Annotated in this window: 17 protein-coding genes; 8 read left to right on the top strand and 9 right to left on the bottom strand. The window is 41.2% G+C overall.

Features of this window, described 5'->3' with window-relative positions:
• Nucleotides 1-286: 286 nt before the first annotated feature.
• Nucleotides 287-1,729 (bottom strand): cardiolipin synthase, encoded by a 1,443-nt coding sequence (cls, locus tag HWQ39_RS20100; RefSeq protein ID WP_292848877.1) that lies wholly within the window; start codon nucleotides 1,727-1,729, stop codon nucleotides 287-289.
• A gap of 1 nt (nucleotide 1,730) precedes the next feature.
• Entirely contained in the window at nucleotides 1,731-2,576 is an 846-nt protein-coding gene (locus HWQ39_RS20105; protein ID WP_292848879.1) for an endonuclease/exonuclease/phosphatase family protein, read from the bottom strand.
• Between the two features lie 527 nt (nucleotides 2,577-3,103).
• Between HWQ39_RS20105 and HWQ39_RS20110 the strand changes: the two genes are divergently transcribed.
• Entirely contained in the window at nucleotides 3,104-4,411 is a 1,308-nt protein-coding gene (locus HWQ39_RS20110; RefSeq protein ID WP_292848881.1) for an efflux RND transporter periplasmic adaptor subunit, read from the top strand.
• A gap of 118 nt (nucleotides 4,412-4,529) precedes the next feature.
• Entirely contained in the window at nucleotides 4,530-5,270 is a 741-nt protein-coding gene (locus HWQ39_RS20115; protein ID WP_292848883.1) for an SDR family oxidoreductase, read from the top strand.
• Nucleotides 5,271-5,487: 217 nt separating this feature from the next.
• On the opposite strand, the gene HWQ39_RS20120 is transcribed toward HWQ39_RS20115, so the two are convergent.
• Complete coding sequence (locus HWQ39_RS20120) at nucleotides 5,488-5,613, bottom strand: ribbon-helix-helix protein, CopG family (RefSeq protein ID WP_292848885.1); 126 nt, start codon at nucleotides 5,611-5,613, stop codon at nucleotides 5,488-5,490.
• 36 nt (nucleotides 5,614-5,649) lie between these two features.
• On the opposite strand from HWQ39_RS20120, the gene HWQ39_RS20125 reads away from it, so the two are divergent.
• Nucleotides 5,650-6,771: a transposase gene (locus HWQ39_RS20125; RefSeq protein WP_292848887.1), complete on the top strand. Its 1,122-nt coding sequence runs from the start codon at nucleotides 5,650-5,652 to the stop codon at nucleotides 6,769-6,771.
• 36 nt (nucleotides 6,772-6,807) lie between these two features.
• Here HWQ39_RS20125 and dapF read toward each other — a convergent pair whose 3' ends face one another.
• Nucleotides 6,808-7,665 (bottom strand): diaminopimelate epimerase, encoded by an 858-nt coding sequence (gene dapF, locus HWQ39_RS20130; protein ID WP_292848889.1) that lies wholly within the window; start codon nucleotides 7,663-7,665, stop codon nucleotides 6,808-6,810.
• A 69-nt stretch (nucleotides 7,666-7,734) separates the two neighbouring features.
• Between dapF and HWQ39_RS20135 the strand changes: the two genes are divergently transcribed.
• Both HWQ39_RS20135 and HWQ39_RS20140 read left to right on the top strand, forming a co-directional pair.
• Nucleotides 7,735-7,950 carry an RNA chaperone Hfq gene (locus HWQ39_RS20135; protein ID WP_292848891.1) on the top strand — a complete coding sequence of 72 codons (216 nt, stop codon included), beginning with the start codon at nucleotides 7,735-7,737 and terminating at the stop codon, nucleotides 7,948-7,950.
• Nucleotides 7,951-8,316: 366 nt separating this feature from the next.
• A complete protein-coding gene (locus HWQ39_RS20140) occupies nucleotides 8,317-9,261 on the top strand; it encodes a diguanylate cyclase (RefSeq protein ID WP_292848893.1) in 945 nt (314 codons plus the stop codon).
• Nucleotides 9,262-9,334: 73 nt separating this feature from the next.
• On the opposite strand, the gene HWQ39_RS20145 is transcribed toward HWQ39_RS20140, so the two are convergent.
• The 3 genes from HWQ39_RS20145 to HWQ39_RS20155 form a co-directional block, all read right to left on the bottom strand.
• Nucleotides 9,335-11,641, bottom strand: coding sequence for a cation:proton antiporter (locus HWQ39_RS20145; RefSeq protein ID WP_292848895.1), 2,307 nt, complete (start codon nucleotides 11,639-11,641; stop codon nucleotides 9,335-9,337).
• Nucleotides 11,642-11,756: 115 nt separating this feature from the next.
• Nucleotides 11,757-12,734, bottom strand: coding sequence for an SDR family NAD(P)-dependent oxidoreductase (locus tag HWQ39_RS20150; RefSeq protein ID WP_292848897.1), 978 nt, complete (start codon nucleotides 12,732-12,734; stop codon nucleotides 11,757-11,759).
• A 12-nt stretch (nucleotides 12,735-12,746) separates the two neighbouring features.
• Nucleotides 12,747-13,640, bottom strand: a complete 894-nt coding sequence (locus HWQ39_RS20155) for a hypothetical protein (protein ID WP_292848899.1) — start codon at nucleotides 13,638-13,640, stop codon at nucleotides 12,747-12,749.
• A 417-nt stretch (nucleotides 13,641-14,057) separates the two neighbouring features.
• Here HWQ39_RS20155 and HWQ39_RS20160 point away from each other — a divergent pair, with 417 nt between their 5' ends.
• The 3 genes from HWQ39_RS20160 to HWQ39_RS20170 all read left to right on the top strand — a co-directional run bounded on the left by HWQ39_RS20160 (nucleotide 14,058) and on the right by HWQ39_RS20170 (nucleotide 20,862).
• Complete coding sequence (locus HWQ39_RS20160; protein ID WP_292848901.1) at nucleotides 14,058-16,757, top strand: TonB-dependent siderophore receptor; 2,700 nt, start codon at nucleotides 14,058-14,060, stop codon at nucleotides 16,755-16,757.
• A 110-nt stretch (nucleotides 16,758-16,867) separates the two neighbouring features.
• The gene (locus HWQ39_RS20165; RefSeq protein ID WP_292848903.1) at nucleotides 16,868-17,791 is read left to right on the top strand and encodes an iron-siderophore ABC transporter substrate-binding protein; all 924 of its coding nucleotides are present in this window, start codon (nucleotides 16,868-16,870) and stop codon (nucleotides 17,789-17,791) included.
• A gap of 485 nt (nucleotides 17,792-18,276) precedes the next feature.
• The gene (locus HWQ39_RS20170) at nucleotides 18,277-20,862 is read left to right on the top strand and encodes an adenylate/guanylate cyclase domain-containing protein (protein WP_292848905.1); all 2,586 of its coding nucleotides are present in this window, start codon (nucleotides 18,277-18,279) and stop codon (nucleotides 20,860-20,862) included.
• Nucleotides 20,863-21,043: 181 nt separating this feature from the next.
• Here HWQ39_RS20170 and HWQ39_RS20175 read toward each other — a convergent pair whose 3' ends face one another.
• Together HWQ39_RS20175 and HWQ39_RS20180 are read right to left on the bottom strand one after the other, a co-directional pair.
• Nucleotides 21,044-22,372 carry an ATP-grasp domain-containing protein gene (locus tag HWQ39_RS20175; protein ID WP_292848907.1) on the bottom strand — a complete coding sequence of 443 codons (1,329 nt, stop codon included), beginning with the start codon at nucleotides 22,370-22,372 and terminating at the stop codon, nucleotides 21,044-21,046.
• Nucleotides 22,373-22,526: 154 nt separating this feature from the next.
• Nucleotides 22,527-23,906 carry an ATP-grasp enzyme gene (locus HWQ39_RS20180; protein ID WP_292848909.1) on the bottom strand — a complete coding sequence of 460 codons (1,380 nt, stop codon included), beginning with the start codon at nucleotides 23,904-23,906 and terminating at the stop codon, nucleotides 22,527-22,529.
• Nucleotides 23,907-23,917 lie beyond the last annotated feature (11 nt).

The following is a 23,917-nucleotide window of genomic DNA, read 5'->3' on the forward strand; positions in this document are numbered from 1 at the left end:
CCAAAAAGTAAATTCTCTGCTAAAAAACCATAACTCTTGTGGGGTAGGCATCTTACCATTAATGTCAACTTAAGCTAGAAGCCTCTTCAAATCTCGTTTTCAGCCTCCGGCTGGAAATGCTGCTCTTGATGGCTCTGCCGCCAGCAAGAGAGGCGGAGCCTCAATGATGAGCATTCCCAGTCTCCGACTGGGAACGAGATAAAAGCTGGTTCTAGAATTTTGTGGGGCTGCTAGTTTTCACGTTAAGTTGACACCAATGAGCAATGCTGTGCCCCTACGACTCACATTAAAGTAAAGGAGTTAGCAATCGCGAGACTCTCACGGCTAACTTAAACCAAAAAGGTTTTTTATCGTACTCATGAAGATCAACAGCAACACAGACGGCTAAATCATCCTCTAACATCTTTTTCACACTTTGGACAAACTCAGGCTCGGTAACAAAACCCATAACTTCAAAATTTAGAGAAAAAGAGCGATTATCTAAATTCACAGTTCCTACTCCTGCGAGATTATCATCAACTACTATAATTTTCTGGTGCATAAACCCATTTTTATAACGATACAATTTGATACCGATTGTTTCCATTTCGGTGTAGTAAGAGAAGGAACATAAATAAACAAATAAGTGATCGGGTCGATTTGGTAAGATGATTCGCACATCTACACCTCGCATTGCTGCCAGTTTTAAAGCCGACAATGTTGCCTCATCCGGCACAAAGTATGGACTAGCAATCCAGAGGTGAGTTTGAGCTTGATTAATTAGTTCGACGAAAAAAAGCTTACAAGCTGGCAAACGATCTGCGGGGCCTGTAGGAAGTATAAATGCAGTTTGATTAGTTTCCTGATTAACTTTTACCTGCCAATTAACTTCGATAAGTTTTCGAGTCGCCCAATACCAATCTCGCACAAAGGAATTTTGTAGGCTTTTTACAGTTGGGCCTTCAAGCATCATGTGAGTGTCGCGCCAGGGACTCAATCGAGGATTTTTTCCTAAATATTCGTCGCCAATATTCAGTCCACCGACAAATGCTATTTCTCCATCCACTACTAAAATTTTCCGATGATTGCGAAAATTAAATTGGAAACGATTACCCTGACCTTTGGTGGTGTTAAATGCACTGACTGCAATTCCATGCTGTTGTAGAGACTCGATATAAGGGCGAGATAGTTTTTTTGAACCAATTTCATCGTAGAGAAAATAGATGTTGATTCCTTGCTTGGCTTTAGCAATCAACGCTTCTTTAAATTCATTACCTGATTGGTCATCGTTAACAGTATAAAATTGAAACAAAATATAATTTGTCGCTGCTGCAATCTTTTTTAGCATTGCTTCATAGGTTTGCTGACCATTAATCAGTAATTCGGCAGCATTCCCTGATGTGAAAGAAATATCTGTAAAAGTCTCCGCTAATGGTTGTAATTCAGCGAGATTATCGGGCGGCGCAACTTGAAATTTAATCAGTTCGTTATAAGTAGGATGTAAAAGCTTGTAGTGTTGTGCATAGACTGAGCGCAGTGTTTCAGCATATCCATGAAATTTAGTTCTTCCTAAAATCCAATACAACGGAATTGCTAGCCAGGGAAAGGTAATTAGGGAAATACTCCAAGCAATTGCCCCTTGGGAAGAACGCACATTCATCACTGCATGGGCTGCATGTATAACTCCCACGAAATGAACAACAACTGTCGCTGTGCTAAAAATTGCGAGAACACTACTATCTACAAGCATCTTAATTTTTTTGAGTATTGGTATAAGTAAATTCTGCCAGCAATGGTTTGTGATCTGATGAACAAATTTCGTCTAGCACTTTTGCAGTGGCTTTTTTCACACTGATCTCTCGGTAAAAGATATGATCTAAAGGGGGTGATAATAGGAAGCGTTTAATTTTATCCTGATGATGAGGTGCGAAAACTACAGGCGTTAACCCTAATTTAGTTGTTACTTGATTGAGGATAACTGCTCTTTTTCGACTCCAAGTATTAAAATCTCCTGAAAATATTAGTGGCCCGCGATGTGTAGATAACGCTAGCTCTAATTCTTGCAGTTGTATTTTAAATTTATTTAAATCTACAAAATTTATCAAATGGCTATTGATTGTCAGGAGAGTTGTGCTTTGATCAGATAGCAGATACTCAGTAATTAAAGAAATTTTAGGAGTTCTCACAATCGGCTCATGATGTTGAGTAGTGATAACTTGTTTGGTAATTGGACTGATTGTAGCTGCTGTGAAAATCCCCGAATAGGTTTGATGATGAATATCTACAAAGTTAGGTGCAAAGCTCCAATTTTTTTTCAGCCATTTTCCCCATTCATCGGCTTCTAATTTGAGAGAAAACTCTTGTAAGAATATTAAATTTGGTTGATAAGTATCGATGATTTCTAAAAAATCTTTTACCCAAGTTTTATTATAGTTTTGTTTAGCAATATTCCAGCTAAGAACTTTAATTGATTTACTATCAATTTCTGTTTGGAGGGAATTATTTTTATCAATTGTCAGTTCTTGCAAACGTAGAAATCTATAACCTGGAACAAATCTCGTTACGAGAGTATTTACGTGTTCTTGAATATTAGACATCACTAATATTAATTAAAATGTATTTCTATTAGCTTAACGCTATTGAATAATTGTCACATAAAAATGGCGCACTTGTAAGGCTATCCCAAACTGCGGTTTTGGTAGCAGGATCAGCAAAGTTTCCAAGGGCATGATGGCCAGTTTTTGGGTTATTTTAAATCTGGTTGTGCCCAAGGTTCTGGCAAATAATCCTAATGTTTAGTTGGAATAACAGCGATCGCTTGGCATCGGGAAATGCATTGTCAATTAAAATTGCTGTAAATAAGAAAACTTGCAATACTGTTCAGTTAAGACAAGAGACGCGATGAATCGCCGCCTTTACAATAATCAGTCTTGCGTCTTGACGGCGATTTATTTTGAGGGGATTCACCTTTCGGTAGATTTAGACAGAATCATCAAAACTGTATATTTGGATGGTATAACACATAATTTGCGATAAAACCTCATGCCAAATCAGTAATTTCCAATCGAAAGATGAAATTTTGATTCAATTCTAGTTAATTTGTTCCTTAAGTTCTTCATAAGCCATGACATCCCCTGAGCCTCAAACTGATTTTGGAGAAAAAGCTCCACAAACCTCATTTGAGCCACCTTCTGGAAAACGGCGGTGGCTTTGGTTATTTTTAGCAGCACTACTATTGTTAGGGGGCGGAGCAGCGATAGTTTGGCGTTTGCTCACTCCGCAAAATTCAGCACCCTCAACTGCTAACACTCAACCTCAAGGGGTAAGAGTCAAAATATCGACAGTACAAAGCGGCATAATTGAGGAAAGTTCAGATTTTATTGCTAGCCTAAAATCTCAGCGCTCAGTCACGCTCCAGCCGAAGATTCAGGGTCAAGTTACCCAAATACTTGTCAAATCTGGAGATCCAGTCCCCGCAGGAGCGGCAATTCTCCAAGTAGATCGTACACCACAAGCAGCGATCGCTCTTAACAATACTGTGCCTCAAGGATTTTTATTGCAACTGGCAAATGCCCGCGCAACACTCAAATCTCTGGAAGCAGAACGATCATCATACGTTACAAATGTGCAACTATACCAGCAGAACTACGAAAAGTTTGTCAACCTAGCTGAACAAGGAGCCATATCTCGACAGACTAGCAATCAATTTGCTGATAGGCTCGCCAATGCTAAGACTAGTCTTGATGCAATTGATTCCAGGATTCAAGCACAACGAGCGATCATCTTGCAAGCTGAAAAATCCTTGCAGCAAGCTAATATAAATCAAACACAGCAGATCCGGTACGACAAAATTACCGCTCCCTTTAGTGGCACAGTTGGTAATATGGCTGTGAAAGTTGGTGATTTAGTTAATACTTCCACACAATTAGTTAATATCACCCAAAATCGACCTTTAGAAGTGAATATCTCTGTGCCACTACAGCAAGGGGCCCAATTGCGTAAGGGAATCCCAGTGGAGGTTATGAATACACAAGGTCAAAAGCTGGGTAGAAGTAGGGTATTTTTCATCGCACCTAGCGCCAGTAGTGAGACACAAACGATATTAATCAAAGCACTTTTTGATAATCCTAACGGTCAATTACGGGCAGATCAATTGGTAAGAGCTAGAGTGTTCTGGAATCAGCGCCCCGGAGTTTTAATCCCCACAACAGCAATGACTCGTGTCAGTGGGGACACTTTTGTTTATGTAGTTGAAACCGAAAAATCTCCCCAAGGTGTATCGCAACAAGTAGCTCGACAAAGGCAAGTGAAGCTAGGCGAGATCAAAGGTAATAATTACCAAGTTATCGAAGGATTACAGCCAGAAGATAAAGTTATTATCTCAGGATTGCTCAATCTTAGGGATGGTGTTGCGATCGTTCCAGAATTTTAATTAAGAGTAAAGGGAGTGGGAGTAGAGATAAGGGGAGCAGAAGGGGGAATAACTAATGCTCAATGACTAAAACAGCAGATAATCACTTTGGTGAACCAAAATCAAAGCAAATTAATTTATGGCATCTTTGGCAGGAAAGGTTGCAATTATCACTGGTGCATCGCGGGGGATTGGACGAGCGATCGCACTCAAATTAGCTGGTAACGGCGCATCTATTGTCGTTAATTATGCGGGTAATGCAGGAAAAGCACAGGAAGTTGTTGCAGAAGTTGAAAAGTTGGGAGTAGGGGCGATCGCTATCCAAGCTGATATTAGCAAAGTACCCGATATCCAAAGGTTGTTTGAGCAAACACTAGAACGTTTTGGTAAACTCGATATTTTAGTCAACAATGCCGGAATCGCCTTTTATAAACCAATTACTCAGGTGACAGAAGAAGAGTTTGATCGGATTTATGCAATTAATGTCAAAGGCACTTATTTTACTTGCCAACAAGCCGCACAACACATGTCAGAAGGAGGACGGATTATCAACTTTTCCTCATCAACGACGGTGATGATGTTGCCAACCTATAGTGCCTATGTCGCAACCAAGGGTGCTGTAGAACAAATCACGCGGGTACTAGCTAAAGAATTGGGTGCAAAAGCGATCGCAGTTAATGTTATTTCTCCTGGCCCCACTGATACAGAACTATTCCGAGAAGGCAAAACACAAGAACAGATAGACCGTTTAGCCCAAATGGCTGCTTTTGGCAAACTGGGAGATGTGCAAGAAATCGCCGACGTAGTAGCATTTCTCGCTAGCGACGAAGCCAGATGGATTACTGGGCAAAATATTCGTGTAAACGGTGGAATCGCCTGATTTTAATGACATTGGAGTAATGTCTTTATTTTCTCTCTCTGGTTCCTCTGTGCCTCTGTAGTTTTTTTATTGAACCGCAGAGGCACAGAGAACACAGTGTTGAAGAAGAAGTCAGAACTCAGAATTCTGTTCGATAAGAGAGGAAATAATTTTTACGAGTCGTGAAGCGTAAAGCCCCCGTATTTTTAATCGGAGGATATAAGCGAACAGGACAAATTTATTTGTCCGTCACGGTTCTGATTAGTTCTCTGAGAATATCATTTAAACTACGCTCTTTCTTGTGGCAATACTTCACAAGAATCTCGTACTCCTCATCAGAACATCTCACAGTTAATTTTTTCATGCCGTCATAATGCCGTCACTGTGGTACAATACTAGCATGAAGACACTGAAGTTTAAGTTATATCACCACAAGCGGAATAGATACCTCAAGCGCATGATTAATGCGAGTGGTGTAATCTATAATCATTGTATTGCTTTGCACAAACGCTACTACCGGATGTGGGGCAAACATTTAAGCTGTGCAAAACTTCAATCTCATATTGCTAAACTGCGGAAATGTAACCCATTTTGGCAGACAGTAGGATCTCAAGCAGTACAAGATATCTGCCAACGCATTGAGAAAGCCTACCAATTATTTTTTAAACATAATAAGAAAGGAGTCAGACCACCAGGATTTAAAAAGGTCAAGAAATACAAGTCATTTACCTTAAAGCAAGCCGGATATAAGTTTTTATGTGGCAATAGGGTAAAGATTGGGAGCAAAGTTTATCAGTTTTGGAAGTCTAGAGAAATAGAGGGAACTGTCAAAACTTTAACCATAAAACGAACACCATTGGGTGAGTTGTTTATGGTTATCGTTATTGAAGGCAATAAACCAGAAGCCAAATTTACGACTGGTAAGATAGCGGGATTTGATTTTGGTTTGCGTACATTTCTCACTTGTTCAGACAGTACAACAATTGAGTCTCCTCAGTTTTTTAAGCAATCCCTAAACGCAATTAAAAAAGCCAGCAGACAGCATTCTAAGAAATTAAAAGGTTCAGTTAATCGGGAACAAGCTAGAAAGAATTTAGTACGCAGGTACGAAGATATCTCTAACCGTCGTCGTGATTGGTTTTGGAAACTAGCTCATGAGTTAACGGATAAGTTTGATGTTCTCTGCTTTGAAAGCTTAAACCTTAAAGGAATGCACCGTTTTTGGGGTAGAAAAATATCAGACTTGGCATTTGGTGAGTTCCTGCAAATTCTAGAATGGATTGCCAAAAAGAAGAATAGGCAGATTGTATTTATTGATCAGTGGTATCCATCCACCAAAACTTGTTCTAGCTGTGGACATATTTTAGAAAGTCTAGATTTGTCAATTAGACGTTGGCGTTGTCCTTCATGTCAATCTGAAAATGACCGAGATGGAAACGCCAGTTTGAATATTAAAAGAGTCGGGAGTTCGACTCTAGGCGTAGGAGATGTTAGACAGTCCCAGACTGCAATCTCTGTCTGATGCCTGAATCCCCCGTTTTGAAAACGGGGGAGTGGCTCAAAATTTTCCTGTGAATACCCTCTTGGCTGGGCCTGTCATGTAAACCCTTTGGTCTACTTCTGACCATTCAATTTGTAAGGGGCCACCTGGTAATTCTATAGTGGCAGTGCGATCGCATTTTCCAGTTAATACTCCAGCTACTAAGGAAGCGCAAGCACCAGTCCCACAAGCTAATGTAATTCCAGCACCTCGTTCCCATACTCGCATTTTTAGATAGTCACGGCGCACTACTTGAATAAATTCGGTATTTATGCGTTGCGGAAAAACTGAGTGATGCTCAAATTTGGGGCCGATGCTTTCTAACTCAATCGCTGCGACATCTTCCACAAAGGTAATAGAGTGGGGATTACCCATACTTACACAAGTGACATCCCAAGTTTGCCCCGCCACCTCCAACGGCAAAGAAATGACTTTTTCTTCAGCAGGTGCAAGGGTGGTAGGAATTTCGCCAGCGAGTAACCTGGGTAAACCCATATCCACCTTTACTTGACCATTAGGAAGGATTTGGGGAATCATCACACCAGCTAGGGTATGAATGCGATATGTGATTGAGGATTGGGAAAATTCTTGCCCAGTCTCCAGTCCCTCTAAATCTGCTAAAAAGCCAGCTAAACAGCGAATGCCATTGCCACACATTTCTGGTTCGGAACCATCAGAATTAAAAATCCGCATGGTGTAATCAGTGCCATTTTCACCAGGTAGGGCAAAAATAACACCATCAGCACCGATACCGAAATGGCGATCGCACAACTCGATCGCTTGCTCTGGAGTCAATACAGGCAAAGATGACGAGCGATTGTCAATCAAAATAAAGTCGTTGCCTAGACCATGATACTTAGTAAATTCAATTGCCATTTCTTCAAGGATGAATTATCAAGGATTAGTTACTCTTTATTTTGCCTTGTAGGTTCATCTTTACTAAAAATGCTTACCGAATTTGACACCACTTTACCCAGTATTAGACAAGTCCAAAACCTGATCAAACAAACAACGCCAGTAGAGTTAAAGCTGCTAACTCAGGATGTAATCACAGGAAAGGTTTTATGGCAAGATCCACAGTGTATCTGTATTGCTGATGAAAACAGTCAGCAAACCACTATTTGGAAACATGCGATCGCTTATATTAAACCCAAGAGTTAGTCAAAAATCGGCGTTTCAAACGCCCCTTCCCACCTGCTGGCTAAAATTTACCAGATTAGGAAAACCTTGTAGTGGTAAAAATCATTTTTACTACTACTACTACAAAAAATCCTTAACGTTACAAACCCAAACTAGTATCGCAAGGCGGAAGTCAAAAAGAGGAAAGGGGGCCTAAGAACAGAAAACTCATACTTCTCTACGAGAGGCTGCGCCCTAAGAGTAGCTATGCCGCAGGCTTTACGGCTACGCAGTTCAACAACTACCAGACACTTGCTTTTACATTTTAGATTTTTCTATTCCAAAAGTAATAAAATAGGCATCAATCAAATACACATCTAATATAATTAAATTTTTATATAAATTAATATGATTGTGGAGTTAGACAATCTTCATTCTTATTGCCAAACATTTAGTGCTTGGCTAGCATCCGGCTATCAAGATGAGTCATGTTTACTGCGGGGGCAGGCATTGCAAGAGGTCTTAGACTGGTTACAGGGGAAAAGCTTGAGCAATTTGGACTATCAGTTTTTGGTAGCCAGCCAAGAACTAGAGCGTCGCCAACTTCAGCAAAAACTAGAAGGCGCTAATGAAGAATTGCAGCGATTAAGTACTCTAGCTACTATCGATTGCCTAACTCAAGTAGCTAACCGCCGACGATTTGAAGAGTATCTTGATATTGAGTGGCGGCGCATGACACGCTCACAACAGCCCCTCTCCCTCATCCTTGTTGATGTAGATTTCTTCAAATCCTACAACGATACCTATGGTCATCCAATGGGCGATCGCTGTCTTAGTAAAATTGCTAAAGTCATAAAAGATGTTGTTCAACGTCCTACTGATTTAGTTGCCCGTTATGGTGGGGAAGAATTTGCTGTAATTTTGTCTAACACAGACATACTTGGTGCTGCTCACATTGCAGAAAAAATTTGTTTTGCTGTACGGAAACTGGCAATTCCCCATGAAAATTCACAACTTAGTTCTTATGTAACCCTGAGTGCTGGGTTAGCTACAGTAATTCCTATATCTAACTCTAACTCTCAAAAAATAATTGTGGCGGCGGATAAAGCATTGTATCAAGCAAAGGCAGCAGGACGCGATCGTGTGTGCTCTCAAGAGCAAACTGAAAATCTAGAAGCAAAGCTGTTCCTCTCAGAGAAGTTGTTCATTAGAGAGGAATTATGGCTGTCTATACATAAATCTCAGCAGATTAAAGAGAAAAACCAACAGCTTAGGAAGCAAGTCCAAGAGGCTATGGAGAAAAACCAACAGATTATGCAGAAAAACTCCGAAATTATGTATAAAATGCGATAAAACTTTTGGACAATTATTGATGTCAATATTTGCTAATTGGATTAGTTCATTTTTTATCCATAGGGAGAAGCGCTTAAAGAGTTTCTGCCTCAGCAACTTTCACCACTGGAAGAGAAAGGGGTACTGAATTGGCGATCGCAAATAACTGTTCTAGTTGACTTAGACCTGTCAAACCACCACATAATAATACTTGATCGCCAACTCGCAAATCCATACCGCCATCAGGATAGCGGATAAACTTACCATCTCGCCGGATTGCCTGTACCTGTACTCCAAATTGCTTGGCAATATCTAAATCTGCAAGGGTTTTACCTAGTATTGGCGTGTCTGCATTGACTGTAACCCACTGACAAGCACTATTTTCTCCGGGAACAGCAGCTTGTCCCTTGGCGAATTCTGCCAAAGCTGCCAGTTCTTCATCAGCTCCCACCACCAACAAGCGATCGCCTTCTTCTAATTTGGTTTGATTGTTGGGATAATCGATTTCATCGCCGTTAGCGCGGCGAATTGCCATTAAACTTGCTCCTGTTAAATAGCGCATATCTGCTTCTTCTATAGTCATGCCAATTAAAGGCGAAGCAGTGGGGAGAGGATACCAGCGCTGATTTAAATCGAGAGTTGCTTGGCGTAAATCACGAGCAACTTCAGTTGCAGAACGCTCTGGCCGCAAATCTAAATAATGATCGTTGCGGATTTGCTGCATTTCTCGTTGGACATCTGCTGGTGACAACAAGCCTAAGCCAGTTAATAAATAAGTTGCCATTTCTAAACTGGCTTCAAACTCTGGTTGCACAACTTCCCTGGCTCCCAATTGATACAGCACTTCAATATTTTTATCCTGGGTAGCACGGACAACCAAATCTAATTCTGGGCGCAACTCCAAAGCGCGTTTCAAGCAAAGACGGGTACTCATGGGGTCTGGGAGTGCGATCGCCATTCCTTTGGCATGATTCACGCCGGCAGTTTCCAGAACATGTAAACTCACGCAATTACCATATACATAAGACACCCCAGCCTCACGCAACTGCTGAATTCTGCTCTCCGATTGGTCAATTACTACCACAGGTAGGTGATGTTGCTGCAACAACTTCACCAAATTCTTACCCACTCGCCCATAGCCACAAACTACCACATGGTCTTTGAAGGGCAAATCTTCCGATACATCTCGCGCCTCATCTTCTTCTAAATACGGTTTCAACCAAGGCATTGATTCGGCAAAGTTAAATAAAAATGGCACTAACCGCAGTACAAAAGGGGTAAGCATGAGAGTGACTGCGGTGGTTCCCAAAATTAATAAGTATACTTGTCGAGACACCAGCCCCAAAGACTGCCCTTCACTAGCAAGAACAAAGGAAAATTCGCCAATTTGCGCCAGTCCCAAACCGGCGATTATGGCTGTTTTCAAAGGGTAGCGGAATAATTTCACTAGGGGCGTGATAATCAAAAATTTACCTACGAAAACTATTGCCACCAACCCCAAAATCAATTCTAGGTTGTTCCACAAAAACACTGGGTCAATTAACATCCCAATGGCGGCAAAAAATAAACTGGCAAAGATATCCCGCAGTGGTTCCACATAAGTCAGAGTTTGATCGGCGTACTCCACCTCAGAAATCATCAAACCCGCGACAAATGCCCCCATTTCAATCGATAGACCCAAATGCTCCGTCAATAGGGCGATACCCAAACACAGGGCTACAACTCCTAATAAGAATAGTTCTTTACTTTCGGTACGGGCTAAGAGTCGCAATAAAGGCGGTATTAGCCAAATCCCCGCAGCGATCGCCCCAGCAGCAAATAAACCAATCAAAACTAGCGCCCTTAGCACGGTGATACCAATGGTTTCTGCTGGTTGGTTGAGGGCTGGTAAGACTGCTAACATCAGTCCTAGTGCCAAGTCCTGTACAACTAAAATTCCCAGCATTACTTGCCCGTGGGGCGTTTCTGTTTCGTTGCGCTCCATCAAACACTTGAGAACAACGGCTGTGGAAGACAAAGACAGAATACACCCTAAAAACATACCTTTAGCAGGTAAAGTTCCCCAGGCTCCAGTTAACCCACAGATTGCAACTGTGACTAGAATTGTCAAAGCAATTTGGAGTCCACCGCCGCCAAGAGCGATCGCTTTTACCTTCTTGAGTTCCGCAAAGGAAAATTCCACACCCAAAGCGAATAACAAAAAGGCGACCCCGAACTGTGCCAGAGTCTCTACTTGAATGACTTCTTTAATCAATCCCAGTCCGGTTGGTCCAATGATCATCCCGCCAATAAGATATCCTAGCAGCACCGGTTGTCGCAGAAGTGCTGCCAACAGTCCACCACAGGCTGCAACGGCTAGAACTGAAACTAAATCAACAATTAGCCTAAAATCTTCTTGCACCAGTTTTAAAAAAACTATTAAGACCTATTAATTCAGGATACAAAGTTTTATGCCCTCAAACAGCTTGTTTGGGAAAAGGGCATTGAGCATTGGGTAGGAGAGAATGATTTTACAATTAAATTTTAGGCGAGCCGAGGGCACTCAATAATAGCAGTGACCACGGCATTTTAATATCAGGTATAAGCCATGAATACTTTCTCAGTACGGGCAATGCAGCAGGCAGCACAAAACGCAGAGAGCGTAATGAGGCAGGACAATCGCCATTTTCATCAACAATTCCATATTTTTTAGCCAGTTCGGCAACAATTTGCACACGTCCTGTATGGTGTATAACATTTGCTTCACCAGCAAGTCTAGCGATCGCCCGTCCAGTTAATAAGGGAGTTTCCCAATTGTAGCGATCGCTTAAAAATGAGAAATTATTTTCATTACCATTGGTTTGATTCATCTCAGAAGCAAAACGCGAAAAAAGCTCAGTACCAACAATACCCGGCCAAATTGAAACAGAAGTGACGTTATGGGGTTTGAGTTCAACAGCCATGTTGGCAGCAAGGCGATCGCAAGCTGCTTTACCAACACCATAAACTGTATTAAAGAGATAAAACATACTACCCCACGAAGAAATAGTGCAAATGAGTCCAGAGTTACGCTTAGTCATCATCCGAGCCGCAAAAACACTCGCAACATAGTGGCTGCGGAGACCAACGTTGTTGCTAGCATCCCAAAGACTAGGTTCAGAATCCCAAAAGGGTTGTCCCTGAGCGTCTTTTAATGCCTGAACTCCTGAGTAAGCATTATTTACCAGTAAGTTGAGTTGTCCATTCTGCTCATCTTGAATGCGATCGAACAGCAAACGCACCTGCTCATCGTCACTATGGTCTACTTGAACGGGAATACATACACCACCGACTTCCTCAACGGCTGATTTCGTTTGACTAAGACTTCCTGAAACCCCGTCACTAGAAGAGTTATTGAGGCTGCGACCCGTGACGTATACAGTTGCACCTGCTTCACCAAGACCAATGGCAATTCCCCTACCAATTCCCCGCGTAGCACCTGTTACTAAAGCCACTTTACCTTCAAGATGTTTCATGAGCGCTCATTTCTAATCTTTTACCGTTAAATATTGATTATTACAATATTCTTTCGTAGCAGTGACTGAAACAACTTCTACTTCGATCGGTTTTTCTTTAGTTCCATCGAGCAAAAACTCACTAGCTCCTTCACGAGGTTTTTTCGGATTTCCCCAATCATAGGTGTAACCTAAACCTGTCCAAGGATAATGTTCTTGACTAGCAACTGCATAAGAAGTTGTGTATATCTCTTGCAAAATCGGATAACTAGCAGGAATCGGTATATTAAAAACATTACAACTAGAATCATTAATTTCTGGATCGACACATGGTCTACTTAAATCTTCAGCTTTCACCCACATTTCCACAAAATGCGTCTTATTTGAATTTCTATTTAAAATCAAGCCTAAATACTGCTGTAACCTCAGAGAAAGCATAATATTACCGGGAATATTTATACCGTTCCCCTTACAATTTTGACAAAATTCTTTAACTTGAGGAACGGCTGTTAACCAAGTCCGTGCTTCTATACTTTTTTTTGTACCTACTTTCCAATCCTCAGTTGGGTTTTTGACATATTTCCAACTCGCCATCAGATATTCAATTTTGCCATTATTTTCTCTCCACTTTGTTTGAGCATTACTTTTTGACAATGGCCAAAGATTGTTTACCACTTTATCTTTACTCGGTCTTTTTGCATCCTCAATCGCTTCATTTAACTGCTTTTTAAGAGCTTGATAACTCTCCGGTTTATTTTTATCTAGATATTCATTGACATTTGGGTTACTTTCTGATTGCGCTAAGAGATTCTTTCTCAGATTTGATGTACTCTGTATGGGAATTTCTCTAGCCAACAAACCAGAGTATCCTACTGCCAAAAATGCGCCTGTCAAGCCTAAAAATAGTTGAGCCTTCAATTTTTTCATCAAAATAATCCTGTGGATTTCCAACAATTGGGTATATGTTCTATCCCATGTAAATATGGGTTCAACTCAAAGATTGAATCTGATTTTATATGTATGTTTGGCTGATATGCTATTTGGCTTAATGTTTTTAATTAACTCTATCTGGATAAAAATTAATATCTATATCTACCAGTCTGCGACAGGTGTCACAACAGATAATTAATACAATCCCTACTTAGATATCAAGCAAACGTATGGTTATAAGAATAATTACTGTTTGGTATACATTTTAAATAAAAAATATTCTCAATTATATTGTGTCTTGTATCGCTTCATAATATGATTCAACTAATTTCTAGTTAAATGATAATTTTTCTCAGGTATTCTCATTGTGCCTTCAGGTACAACTAAGTAGTGTGATTGAGTGTAAGCGGATAAATGAAGTTAGATAAATTGTTTCAAAGCCTGCTGCTGACAGGTACGGTTGTTCTTTGTATCAGCACTCCTGGTAAAGGCGAGGAAGTACGAGAAGATGTTCAAGGCAAATCTTTTACCCAGGTGATAGGGAAATCTACTTCATCGCAAACAGCATCTGATAAAGAAAGTAAAAACATTCCCCAACTCAGCGAAATCAAACTTCCCGCAACTAGCGCTCAAATGCTAGTACAGACGCCAACACCAAACAACCCCCCGAATCCCGAACAAAGAAGTGGAGATCAAGTTGTAACAATTATGGGAGTTAAAGCCAATCCCACAAACAAAGGTGTGGAGTTGATTTTAGAGACGACTCGTGGGGAACAACTACAAGTTACAAATCGCAGTATAGGCAATAATTTTATTGCAGATATACCTGGGGCACAGTTGCGTTTAGCATCGGGGGAAGCTTTTGTATTTCGTTCCGAAAAAACCCTTGCAGAAATTACTGAGATAACAGTTACAAATGTCGATGCAAATACTGTCAGAGTGACGGTGGTGGGTGAGAAAGCCTTGCCTACGGTTGAGTTATTTGATGATAATGCAGGGCTGGTATTTGGTATAAATTCTACGGCAATAGCAACTTCTCCACCGCAGCAACCTCAAACACCACAAGATCAACAAAAGCCAGCAAGCGAGACACCGCAGCAAGAACCAACAGCACAGCAGGATGAGCCAATTGAGTTGGTGGTGACGGGGGAACAAGATGGGTATAACGTACCAGATACGTCAACTGCTACTAAAACCGACACACCATTGCGCGATATTCCCCAATCGATTCAGGTGGTGCCGCGACAGGTGCTGGAAGATCGCAAGGTGAGAAGCATAAATGAGGCAGTAGAAACGGTCAGTGGCGTTGTTGATGGCGGAACCAACTTCGGTGCGCCTTCAGGAGGCAGAGTCATCAGAGGATTTGTACAGACCGGAAATTTCCGCAATGGCTATCGAGATACAAATGATAGCTTTTCGCTGACAGGCATTGGGACGATCGAACAAGTAGAGGTTCTCAAAGGCCCCGCCTCAGTTCTATTTGGCGCTGTAGAACCGGGTGGAATCGTCAACGTTATCACCAAACAACCTTTGAGTGAACCCTACTACAGTCTCGGATTTGAGGCAGGAAATTTTGGATATTATCAGCCCAGCATCGATTTCTCCGGGCCATTAAATGCCGATAAAACTGTACTCTACCGCTTTATTGCGAGCTATCAAAGTTCGGAGGGGTTTCAAGATTTCGTCAAAACAGATATAACCACGATCGCACCCTCAATCACTCTCAAATTGGGGGATAGGACAGACCTGAATTTATACTATGAATACACTAACTATAATGGATATCCTAATCAGTCTGGCAGTTTGTTTTTTAGCGATGGTAGCTTCCTGCCTCGGAGTGTCTTTCTCGGCTATCCTGATTTAACCTTTATTGATGCCAAGACTCAAAAATTTGGCTATGCCCTGAATCACAAGTTGAGCGACAACTGGCAGATTCGTAACAATTTTGCGGTGGCTACTACTAGAACTAGAGACGCATTTGCTGGAGGAGCAGATATAGTCGATGATCGTTCGCTAGTAGGTATTAGCGCTGAAAGACGTGGATACTCAATAGATAATTATTTTGGACAGATAGACTTGCTTGGAAAGTTTAAGACGGGATCGATTTTGCACCAAATTTTAGTGGGTTTTGATTTTAATCGCAATGTTCAGACTTTTGAGGCTTTGATTTCCGACTCTGCTCTTCCCGATCTAGATATCTTCAATCCAGATTACAACATTTCAAACCCCGTATATATTCCAAATTATAGTTTCAATTCATCTACCCAATCTTACGGTGCTTACCTTCAAGATCAAATCAGTATTTTAGACAACCTAAAGCTATTGGTTGGGGGGCGCTTAGATTGGGTTTCACAAAATCAGACAAATAGCGGAATTGATTCTCTCGAACAGAATGATAGTGCTTTCAGCCCCCGATTTGGCTTGGTGTATCAGCCGAGTAAATCGGTTTCTCTCTACACCAGCTATAGTCAATCTTTTCTTCCTACCTCTGGATTCAATCCTGATAGTAGAGCGTTTAAGCCAACTAAAGGAACCCAATATGAAGCAGGCATTAAAGCTGACTTTCTAGACGGAAAGCTTTCAACAACATTGGCAGCCTATCAAATCACCAAGACGAATATTACGATACAGGATCAAAATAACCGTGATTTCCAGATTCAAGTGGGGGAGCAAAGAAGTCGAGGGATTGAGTTAGATATCGCGGGTGAGATTTTACCAGGGTGGAAGGTGATCGGTTCTTATGCTTATACAGATGCAGAAGTTACCGAGGATATTGACATTTCTGTAGGTAATAAATTGCTGGGTGTGCCAGAAAATCAAGCTAGCCTCTGGACAACCTATGAAATCCAGAAGGGCGATCTCAAAGGCTTGGGATTTGGTTTAGGGCTTTTTTATGTGGGTAAGCGGGCGGCACTTTCAGACAACTCGGTTGAACTACCCAATTACTTGCGTACCGATGCGGCGATTTTCTACCGTAGAGATAGCTTTAACGCTGCGATCAATATTCGTAATCTGTTTGATACGGACTATTTCAGTTCTACCTACGGTTACACTTTAGGTCTTGAAAGAGGTGCGCCCTTGACAATCATCGGCTCTATTCGTTGGGAACTTTAACTCGCTGTTGTGTTGGTAATCGGCTGAACAACGTGTTGCAATTATCTTATTGATACTTATCCTCAATGTTTTTACGTCGCTTCATCTATCTACTATTATTAGGAGTTTTGATGTTTGTACTTGTTTCGGCTTGTAGCAGAAATTTGAATTATAGTGCTACAAGCTTAAAACAGGCAACGCAAAACTGCCGAAAGGTAGAACATTTGATGGGAAAGACTTGTATCCCTCTGCATCCACAACGAGTTATAACGATATGGTCAAGTTTTTTGGCTGATATTTTAGCATTGGGGATTAAACCAATTGCAACGGGATATGATTCCAGTGAGCCTTTTCCAGAATATCTTCGAGACAAAGTAGATGGAGTTAATTTAATTGGAAACGAAAATGAACCAAACCTCGAAAAGATTTTGCTCCTGAAACCCGACCTAATTTTGGCTCATCCTTATATTCTGAATGTTTATTACAAGCAGATATCTACGATTTCGCCTACGGTCATAATAGGGCATCCCGATTTACTTACTCGTCGTTGGGATCAAGATTTGGTAGACCTTGGCAAGGTCTTAAATAAAGAAGAAGCTGTCAATCAATTAATGAAAGAATATTGGCGGCGGATTGAAAAACTAGAACAAGCCTTGGGTAGTCGCCGTCACCAAATGCAGGTTTCAGTTGCTTCGATAAAACCATTATCTGGAATTTGGTCTTATGGCGAAAAAAGTCCTGTTGGCACAGTTCTTAATGATATTGGGCTAAAACGTCCATCCTCACAAAGGGGGAATTTTTTCTATATAGGAAATATTTCTGAAGAGCGTCTGTCTGATATTGACGGTGATGTTCTCTTCTTTTTATCCTGGGGAAGCAAGAGTGCTAAGGAGACTTTAGAAAAGCTCCAACAAAAACCTTTGTGGCGACAACTTAAAGCGATTCAACGAAATCAAGTTTATCTCGTAGACGGGTTGCGCTGGCATGAAGGCGATATCTTTGCAATCAATGCAATAATTGATGACTTATTTAGATACCTGATCGGTACTCCTTAATTCAATTTGAGGTAAACCAAACCTACAAATTTTCTTAACCGAACCGTATTGACTCAGCACTTTCTTTTTCAGGCTGACATATCTGCGAAAGGAGGCGCGCAGTTGAGCTAGACTTAATCCAATATCAGTAATATTACTTATAATTTTCAAAAAAATAGATTATCTCCTACAGACACCGTAATGTTAATTTGTCTGCCTCTACAACGTAATTACAAGGCAAGATTAACAATCGATCGCTTGTCAAAAACATTGTTTTCTGGTTTAAATGAGGGGTCTGACTCTCTATTTATCATCTGTAGGAAAGGGTTTTGGTCAAGTCATCCTTATTAGTAATCAACTTCTGCCTAACTTCACAGGATGACGCTGGCTGAACAAGCGATTAAACTATGGATAATGTCGAGCAACTGTTGCTTTTAACACCACTTACATAAATTTAATCTCATTGTTAAATCTAAAATCTCATCCTGCTATATAAAATACCAGTTATGTCAGCGTATCAAGGAAGTTATGGGGAGACCACTGATGTGATTATTGGTGTTCACAACCAAGAAAACCTCGAATTACAAGCGAATTCTGCTCCTGTGGGTGCTCTTACCACAAGACAAGGAACTTTTTCTACGTTTCTTGCTCCCCTGACTCAGGATACTTTCAAACAGGTAGTTAAGGATGTCGAGCAAAAATTACAGATTGTCCATCAAACCCTGTCAATGCTGGATTCTCATGGGTTTGAAACAATTCTGCAAGAAATGTTGCATTCGATTACCTTAAAAACCGGGGAATTACTGGGGGCAGACCGGACGACGATATTTTTATTGGATGAGGAAAAACAAGAACTCTGGTCAATTTTAGCTGAGGGTGAAGGCGGTCGCTCTTTAGAAATTCGCATCCCCGCAAATAAAGGCATTGGTGGTGAAGTTGCCACTTTTAAAGAAGTTATTAATATTCCCTTTGATTTTTATAACGATCCGCGATCGCATTTTGCCCAAGAACAAGAAAAAAGAACTGGCTATCGCACCTACACTATGTTAGCTTTGCCACTCTTAAATGAACATGGGCAATTAGTGGCAGTAGTACAATTACTGAATAAATTAAAATCTGGAAATAACCACGATGCTGCACTTGCAGAGCGCATTGATACCAGAGGTTTTAACCGTGTTGACGAACAATTATTTCAAGAATTTGCCCCTTCAATTTGCCTGATTTTGGAATCCTCGCGCTCTTTTTATGTAGCTACCCAAAAACAAAGAGCGGTGGCGGCGCTGATGAAGGCAATCAAGTCACTTTCTCAAAGCAGTCTTGACTTAGAAGACACCCTAAAGCGGGTGATGGATGAAGCCAAGGAACTGATGAATGCCGATCGCAGTACACTATGGTTAATAGACCGCGATCGCCATGAATTGTGGACGAAAATCACTCAGGATGATGGTTCAACGAAAGAGTTGCGAGTCCCCGTAGGTAAAGGTTTTGCTGGGATCGTCGCGGCTTCTGGCAAAAAGCTGAATATTGCCTTTGATTTGTACGATCATCCTGACTCGGAGACATCTCAAGAAAATGACCGGCAAAATGGCTATCGCACCTGTAGCTTGCTTTGTATGCCAGTCTTTAACGCCGATCAACAACTGATTGGCGTTACCCAACTATTAAATAAAAAGAAATCTGGTGATTTTCCGCCCTATAATCCAGCTTATTCGCATAAAGCTCCCGACTGCTTCCAAGCTAGTTTTGACCGCAACGATGAAGAGTTTATGGAAGCTTTTAATATTCAAGCGGGAGTAGCGCTGCAAAATGCCCAGTTGTTTGCCACAGTCAAGCAACAAGAACAAATGCAACGGGATATTTTGCGTAGTCTTTCCAATGGAGTAGTTTCCACTGATAAAACTGGGTTAATTATCGCCGCCAATGAAAGCGCCCAACGTTTACTAGGATTGGGAGTAGATGACCGTTTAGAAGGTAAATTAGTTAATGATGTCATCGGCATCAAAGAAGGTGACTTTAGCAAGTGGTATCAGGATGCTTTACATGCAGTTGACTTAAAGGGTCGTCAGCAATATTACCCCGATCGCACACTTATAACCACTGGTACAGAACAGCATAGTATTAATTTATCGATTAACACCATTGCCGATGCTAGCGACCAAGAGCAAGTCCGTGGGGCGCTGGTAGTGATGGAAGATATCAGTGATGAAAAGCGGCTCAAGAGTACGATGTACCGCTACATGACCCAGGAATTAGCCGAAGAATTGCTGAAATTAGATGATGCTAAACTAGGAGGCGATCGCAAAGAAGTTTCGATCTTATTTTCGGATATTCGTGGCTACACCACTTTGACAGAAAACTTAGAAGCAGAAGAAGTGGTAAGTATGCTCAATGAATATTTTGAATCAATGGTGGAGGCAGTCTTTAAACATAAAGGCACCCTCGACAAATATATCGGCGACGCTATTATGGCTGTGTTTGGTTCTCCTCTACCATTAGAAGAACACGCTTGGATGGCAGTACAAACATCCTTAGAAATGCGCCATCGTCTACACGAATTTAATCAACGTCGCTATGTAGATGATAAGCCCAGAATTAAAATTGGCATTGGCATCAACTCCGATACCGTGATTAGTGGAAATATCGGCTCTAGTAAGCGGATGGAATTTACCGCTATTGGTGATGGCGTTAATCTTGGCTCCCGTTTAGAAAGTGTTAGTAAACAGTATGGTTGCGATATTATTATTAGCCATAACACTTTTCAACCATGTCAAGATCAAATTTGGGCTAGAGAACTAGATTACATTCGTGTTAAAGGTAGAAACGAACCAGTAGCCATATATGAATTATTGGGTTTGCGTTCCAATCCAATTGAAAGCGAAAAATTGCAAGTAATTGAGCATTATCATAAAGGGCGTGAGTATTACCTCAAGCGGCAGTTTTATCGTGCTAGAGCGGAGTTTGCTAATGTTTTGGCAGCCGATAGCCAGGACAAAGCTGCTATGTTGCACTTATTGCGTTGTCAGCATTGGTTACAATCACCCCCAACAGAATCAGATTGGGATGAAGGAGTCTGGACATTTCAGGAAAAATAATACCAATTCAAAATTCAAAATTAAGAAAGCCCGCTCTAATGTGGGTTTTCAGGTTTTATCTGTCACATTCTTTTTTTCAAATTGGTATAACTACTAAATCAATTCTTTGTGAGACGGCGATTTATCGCGTCTCTCTTTCTGCTTTAGGTATTAGACATAGCTTTTAGAATGCGGATTGGTATCACTCTATAAGCTCGCCCATATTAAAATCTATTCTTATCCAACCTTTGAGTCTTCGTAAGTTGTCGAGAATGAGTAAGGGAATCTGCCAGTGATGTACGATCAGGAAGGGTAAGGGATCGCTCACTTCAAAAATTGCTTCTTTACCCCGTCTGATGTTTCTTACCCAGGTTTGCAGTTGCTTAAACGATCTAATCTCATTTAGCCGCCAAACTTCGTGGTACAGCCAATAGGTTGGCTTGCTATCAGCAAGAGGTTGCAAAGATTCAGCCAGAGGTTCTTCACCAAGATAGGCATCCGCTACTCCTGGATGATTGTAAAACATAGTAATGGCGGAGTGAGTCCGGGGGTTACACTCAATCGCGTAAACAGTTCCGTCTTCTGCCTCGATGAAGTCAAAGGAAAGTTGCCCGGTTTTTCCCAGTTTTTTGGTAAAGTGACTCGCCCATTGCATAATTTCTGGCCGATCAACGTTTTCGTAATTGACTTGAAAAGCGGATGACTCACAGCAGCAGTACATTCTTGACTCTCCATCTCGCGCGGTTGTGTGAGTGCAGTATTCCTTTCCAGGGATAAATTCCTGCATAATCCAGGGGTTTTTCTCACTAATGGGCAGACTATTGACAAATGCTGCTGTTTCTGCTGGGGTATCGCAAGGTAGCTTTGTGAGATTCAAGCGACGTATTTGATCGTAGGGGATGCTTTTAATAATGTATTTGCGCTTCTCCTGAGAAAAGTCAAAATTGAGGACTTGTGCGGGATCGGTAATTTTGAAGGATTTGGGGACAGATAAACCGAACGATCGCGCTGTTTCAGAAAAGGCAAACTTATCATCCAGGATCTCCGTGACATCAGCATCGAAGTGGAAAAATTCACAAAAGTCTGGTAATGGTGGCTGGCCTCGATCGTAGTGAATGACGGAAAAAATGGCTACCGGGATAAAAAAGTCGATCTTTTCTGTTTTGGCGATCGCGTGTAGGCTTTTAATGTAGCCTTCTAAGTCTTTGCTTGGATCGGGAACGGTATAAAAGCCTGCAACAGAGTTGGAATATTTATTACCACTTGACCAGAATTTCTCAATGTCAATTATAATAACCCGATGCCCAGCTGCATGAAATGAACGCGCTAGCTGAAGAGTTTTAGTCATTCTCGCGCCAGCAATCAAGATATTTTTGGAATTGGGGTTGACAACAATTGACTTACCGAATGGTTGCTTAACAAAGTTCCATAGTAGCGATGTTAAGACAACAATGCAGTTTAAGGGAAATGCCAGTGCCAGTAATACAAGAGTGCCCAAGTTTTGGAACACTACAAAAATATGCTTTCTCATAGTTAGAATTTTGACATGATAGTGGAATCTGTGGCTGGTGCATAGGAAGAAGTTAAAGAGACAAGGAGGTACGATCCTGCCCTTGCTTCCTTTTTAATGATTTAATTCATTAAATCTCCAAAGTTCGTGAGCAAGCCAATAAATAGGCTTATTATCACTCAGTGGTTGCAGAGATAGAGGCTTTATATTTTACGTCTTCTCCAAACTGTATGAGTTTCCCGATGCAAAAATCAATCCTCACCCAAGTTTTTAAGGAGCGCAAACTATCGAGTAATAGTAAAGGAATGTACCAGTGATGTACCATTAAAAACGGTAGTGGGTCGTTTACTTCAAAGATTGCATCCTTTCCTCGCCAAATATTTTTAAACCACTGTTGCAACTGCTTTAACGATCTAATTTCATTGAGTCGCCAAAGTTCGTGATAAAGCCAATAAATAGGCTTACTATCACTCAGAGGTTGCAGAGGTTCAGCTGGAGGCTCTTTACTAAGATAGGCAGCCGCTAAACCTGGATGGTTATAATACATTGTAATTGCAGAGTGAGTACGGGCGTTGCACTCGATCGCATAAATCGTTCCATCTTCCGCCTGAATGAAGTCAAAAGAAATTTGTCCAGTCAGTTGTAGTTCTTTTACAAAATGACTCACCCACTCTTTAATTTCTGGGCGATCGACGTTTTCGTAATTGACTTGAAAAGCAGATGATTTGCAGCAGCAGTGTACCGTTAATTCACCATTTCTCACTGTGCTGTGAGTACAGTATTCTGTTCCAGGAATAAATTCTTGCAATACCCAAGGCTTATCTTTACTAATTGGCTTGCTTTTGACATGAAGCGCCATTTTCCCTTGAGAATCCATTGGTAGCTTAGTTAGATCCAAGCGTAAAACAGAGTCATAGACAATACTTTTGAGAATGTACTTGCGCTTTTCGTTGGTAAAGTCGAATTTAAGAACTTGTTCGGAATCTGTAATTAAGAAGGTTTTCGCAACAGATAGCGACAGTGAGCGGGCAATTTCTGCAAACGTAAACTTGTTATCGAGCATACTCATTGTATCAGCATCGAAGTGGAAATTCTCACAATAGCCTGATAACACTGGCTTGCGCTCGGAGTCAAAGTAGCTGGCAGCAAAAATGCCTACCGGCACAAAAAAGTCTATGTTTTCCTTTTTAGCGATCGCACGCACGGCTTGAGTATAGCCGTCTTTGTCTTCGTATGAGTCAGGAACCGTGTAAAAGCCAGCCACAGAGTTAGAAAATCGATAACCACTGAACCAGTATTTTTCGAGATCGAATAAAATGACTCGATGCCCAGCAGCATGAAACGATCGCGCAAGCTGAAGGGTTTTGGTCATTTTACCACCACCGATCAAGATATTTTTAGGATTCTCGTTCAAAACCACAAGATTAGCATTCGATCGGCTGAAAAAATTCCACAGTAGCAATGCGAGTACGACTATGCAGTTAAAGGGAAATGCGATCGCCAGTAATGCAAGTGTGCCCAAGTTTTGAAATATTGCAAAAATCTTCTCCCTCATAGTTGTAATTG

The sequence above is a fragment of the Nostoc sp. NMS8 genome (assembly GCF_017115045.1).
GTDB lineage: Bacteria > Cyanobacteriota > Cyanobacteriia > Cyanobacteriales > Nostocaceae > Nostoc.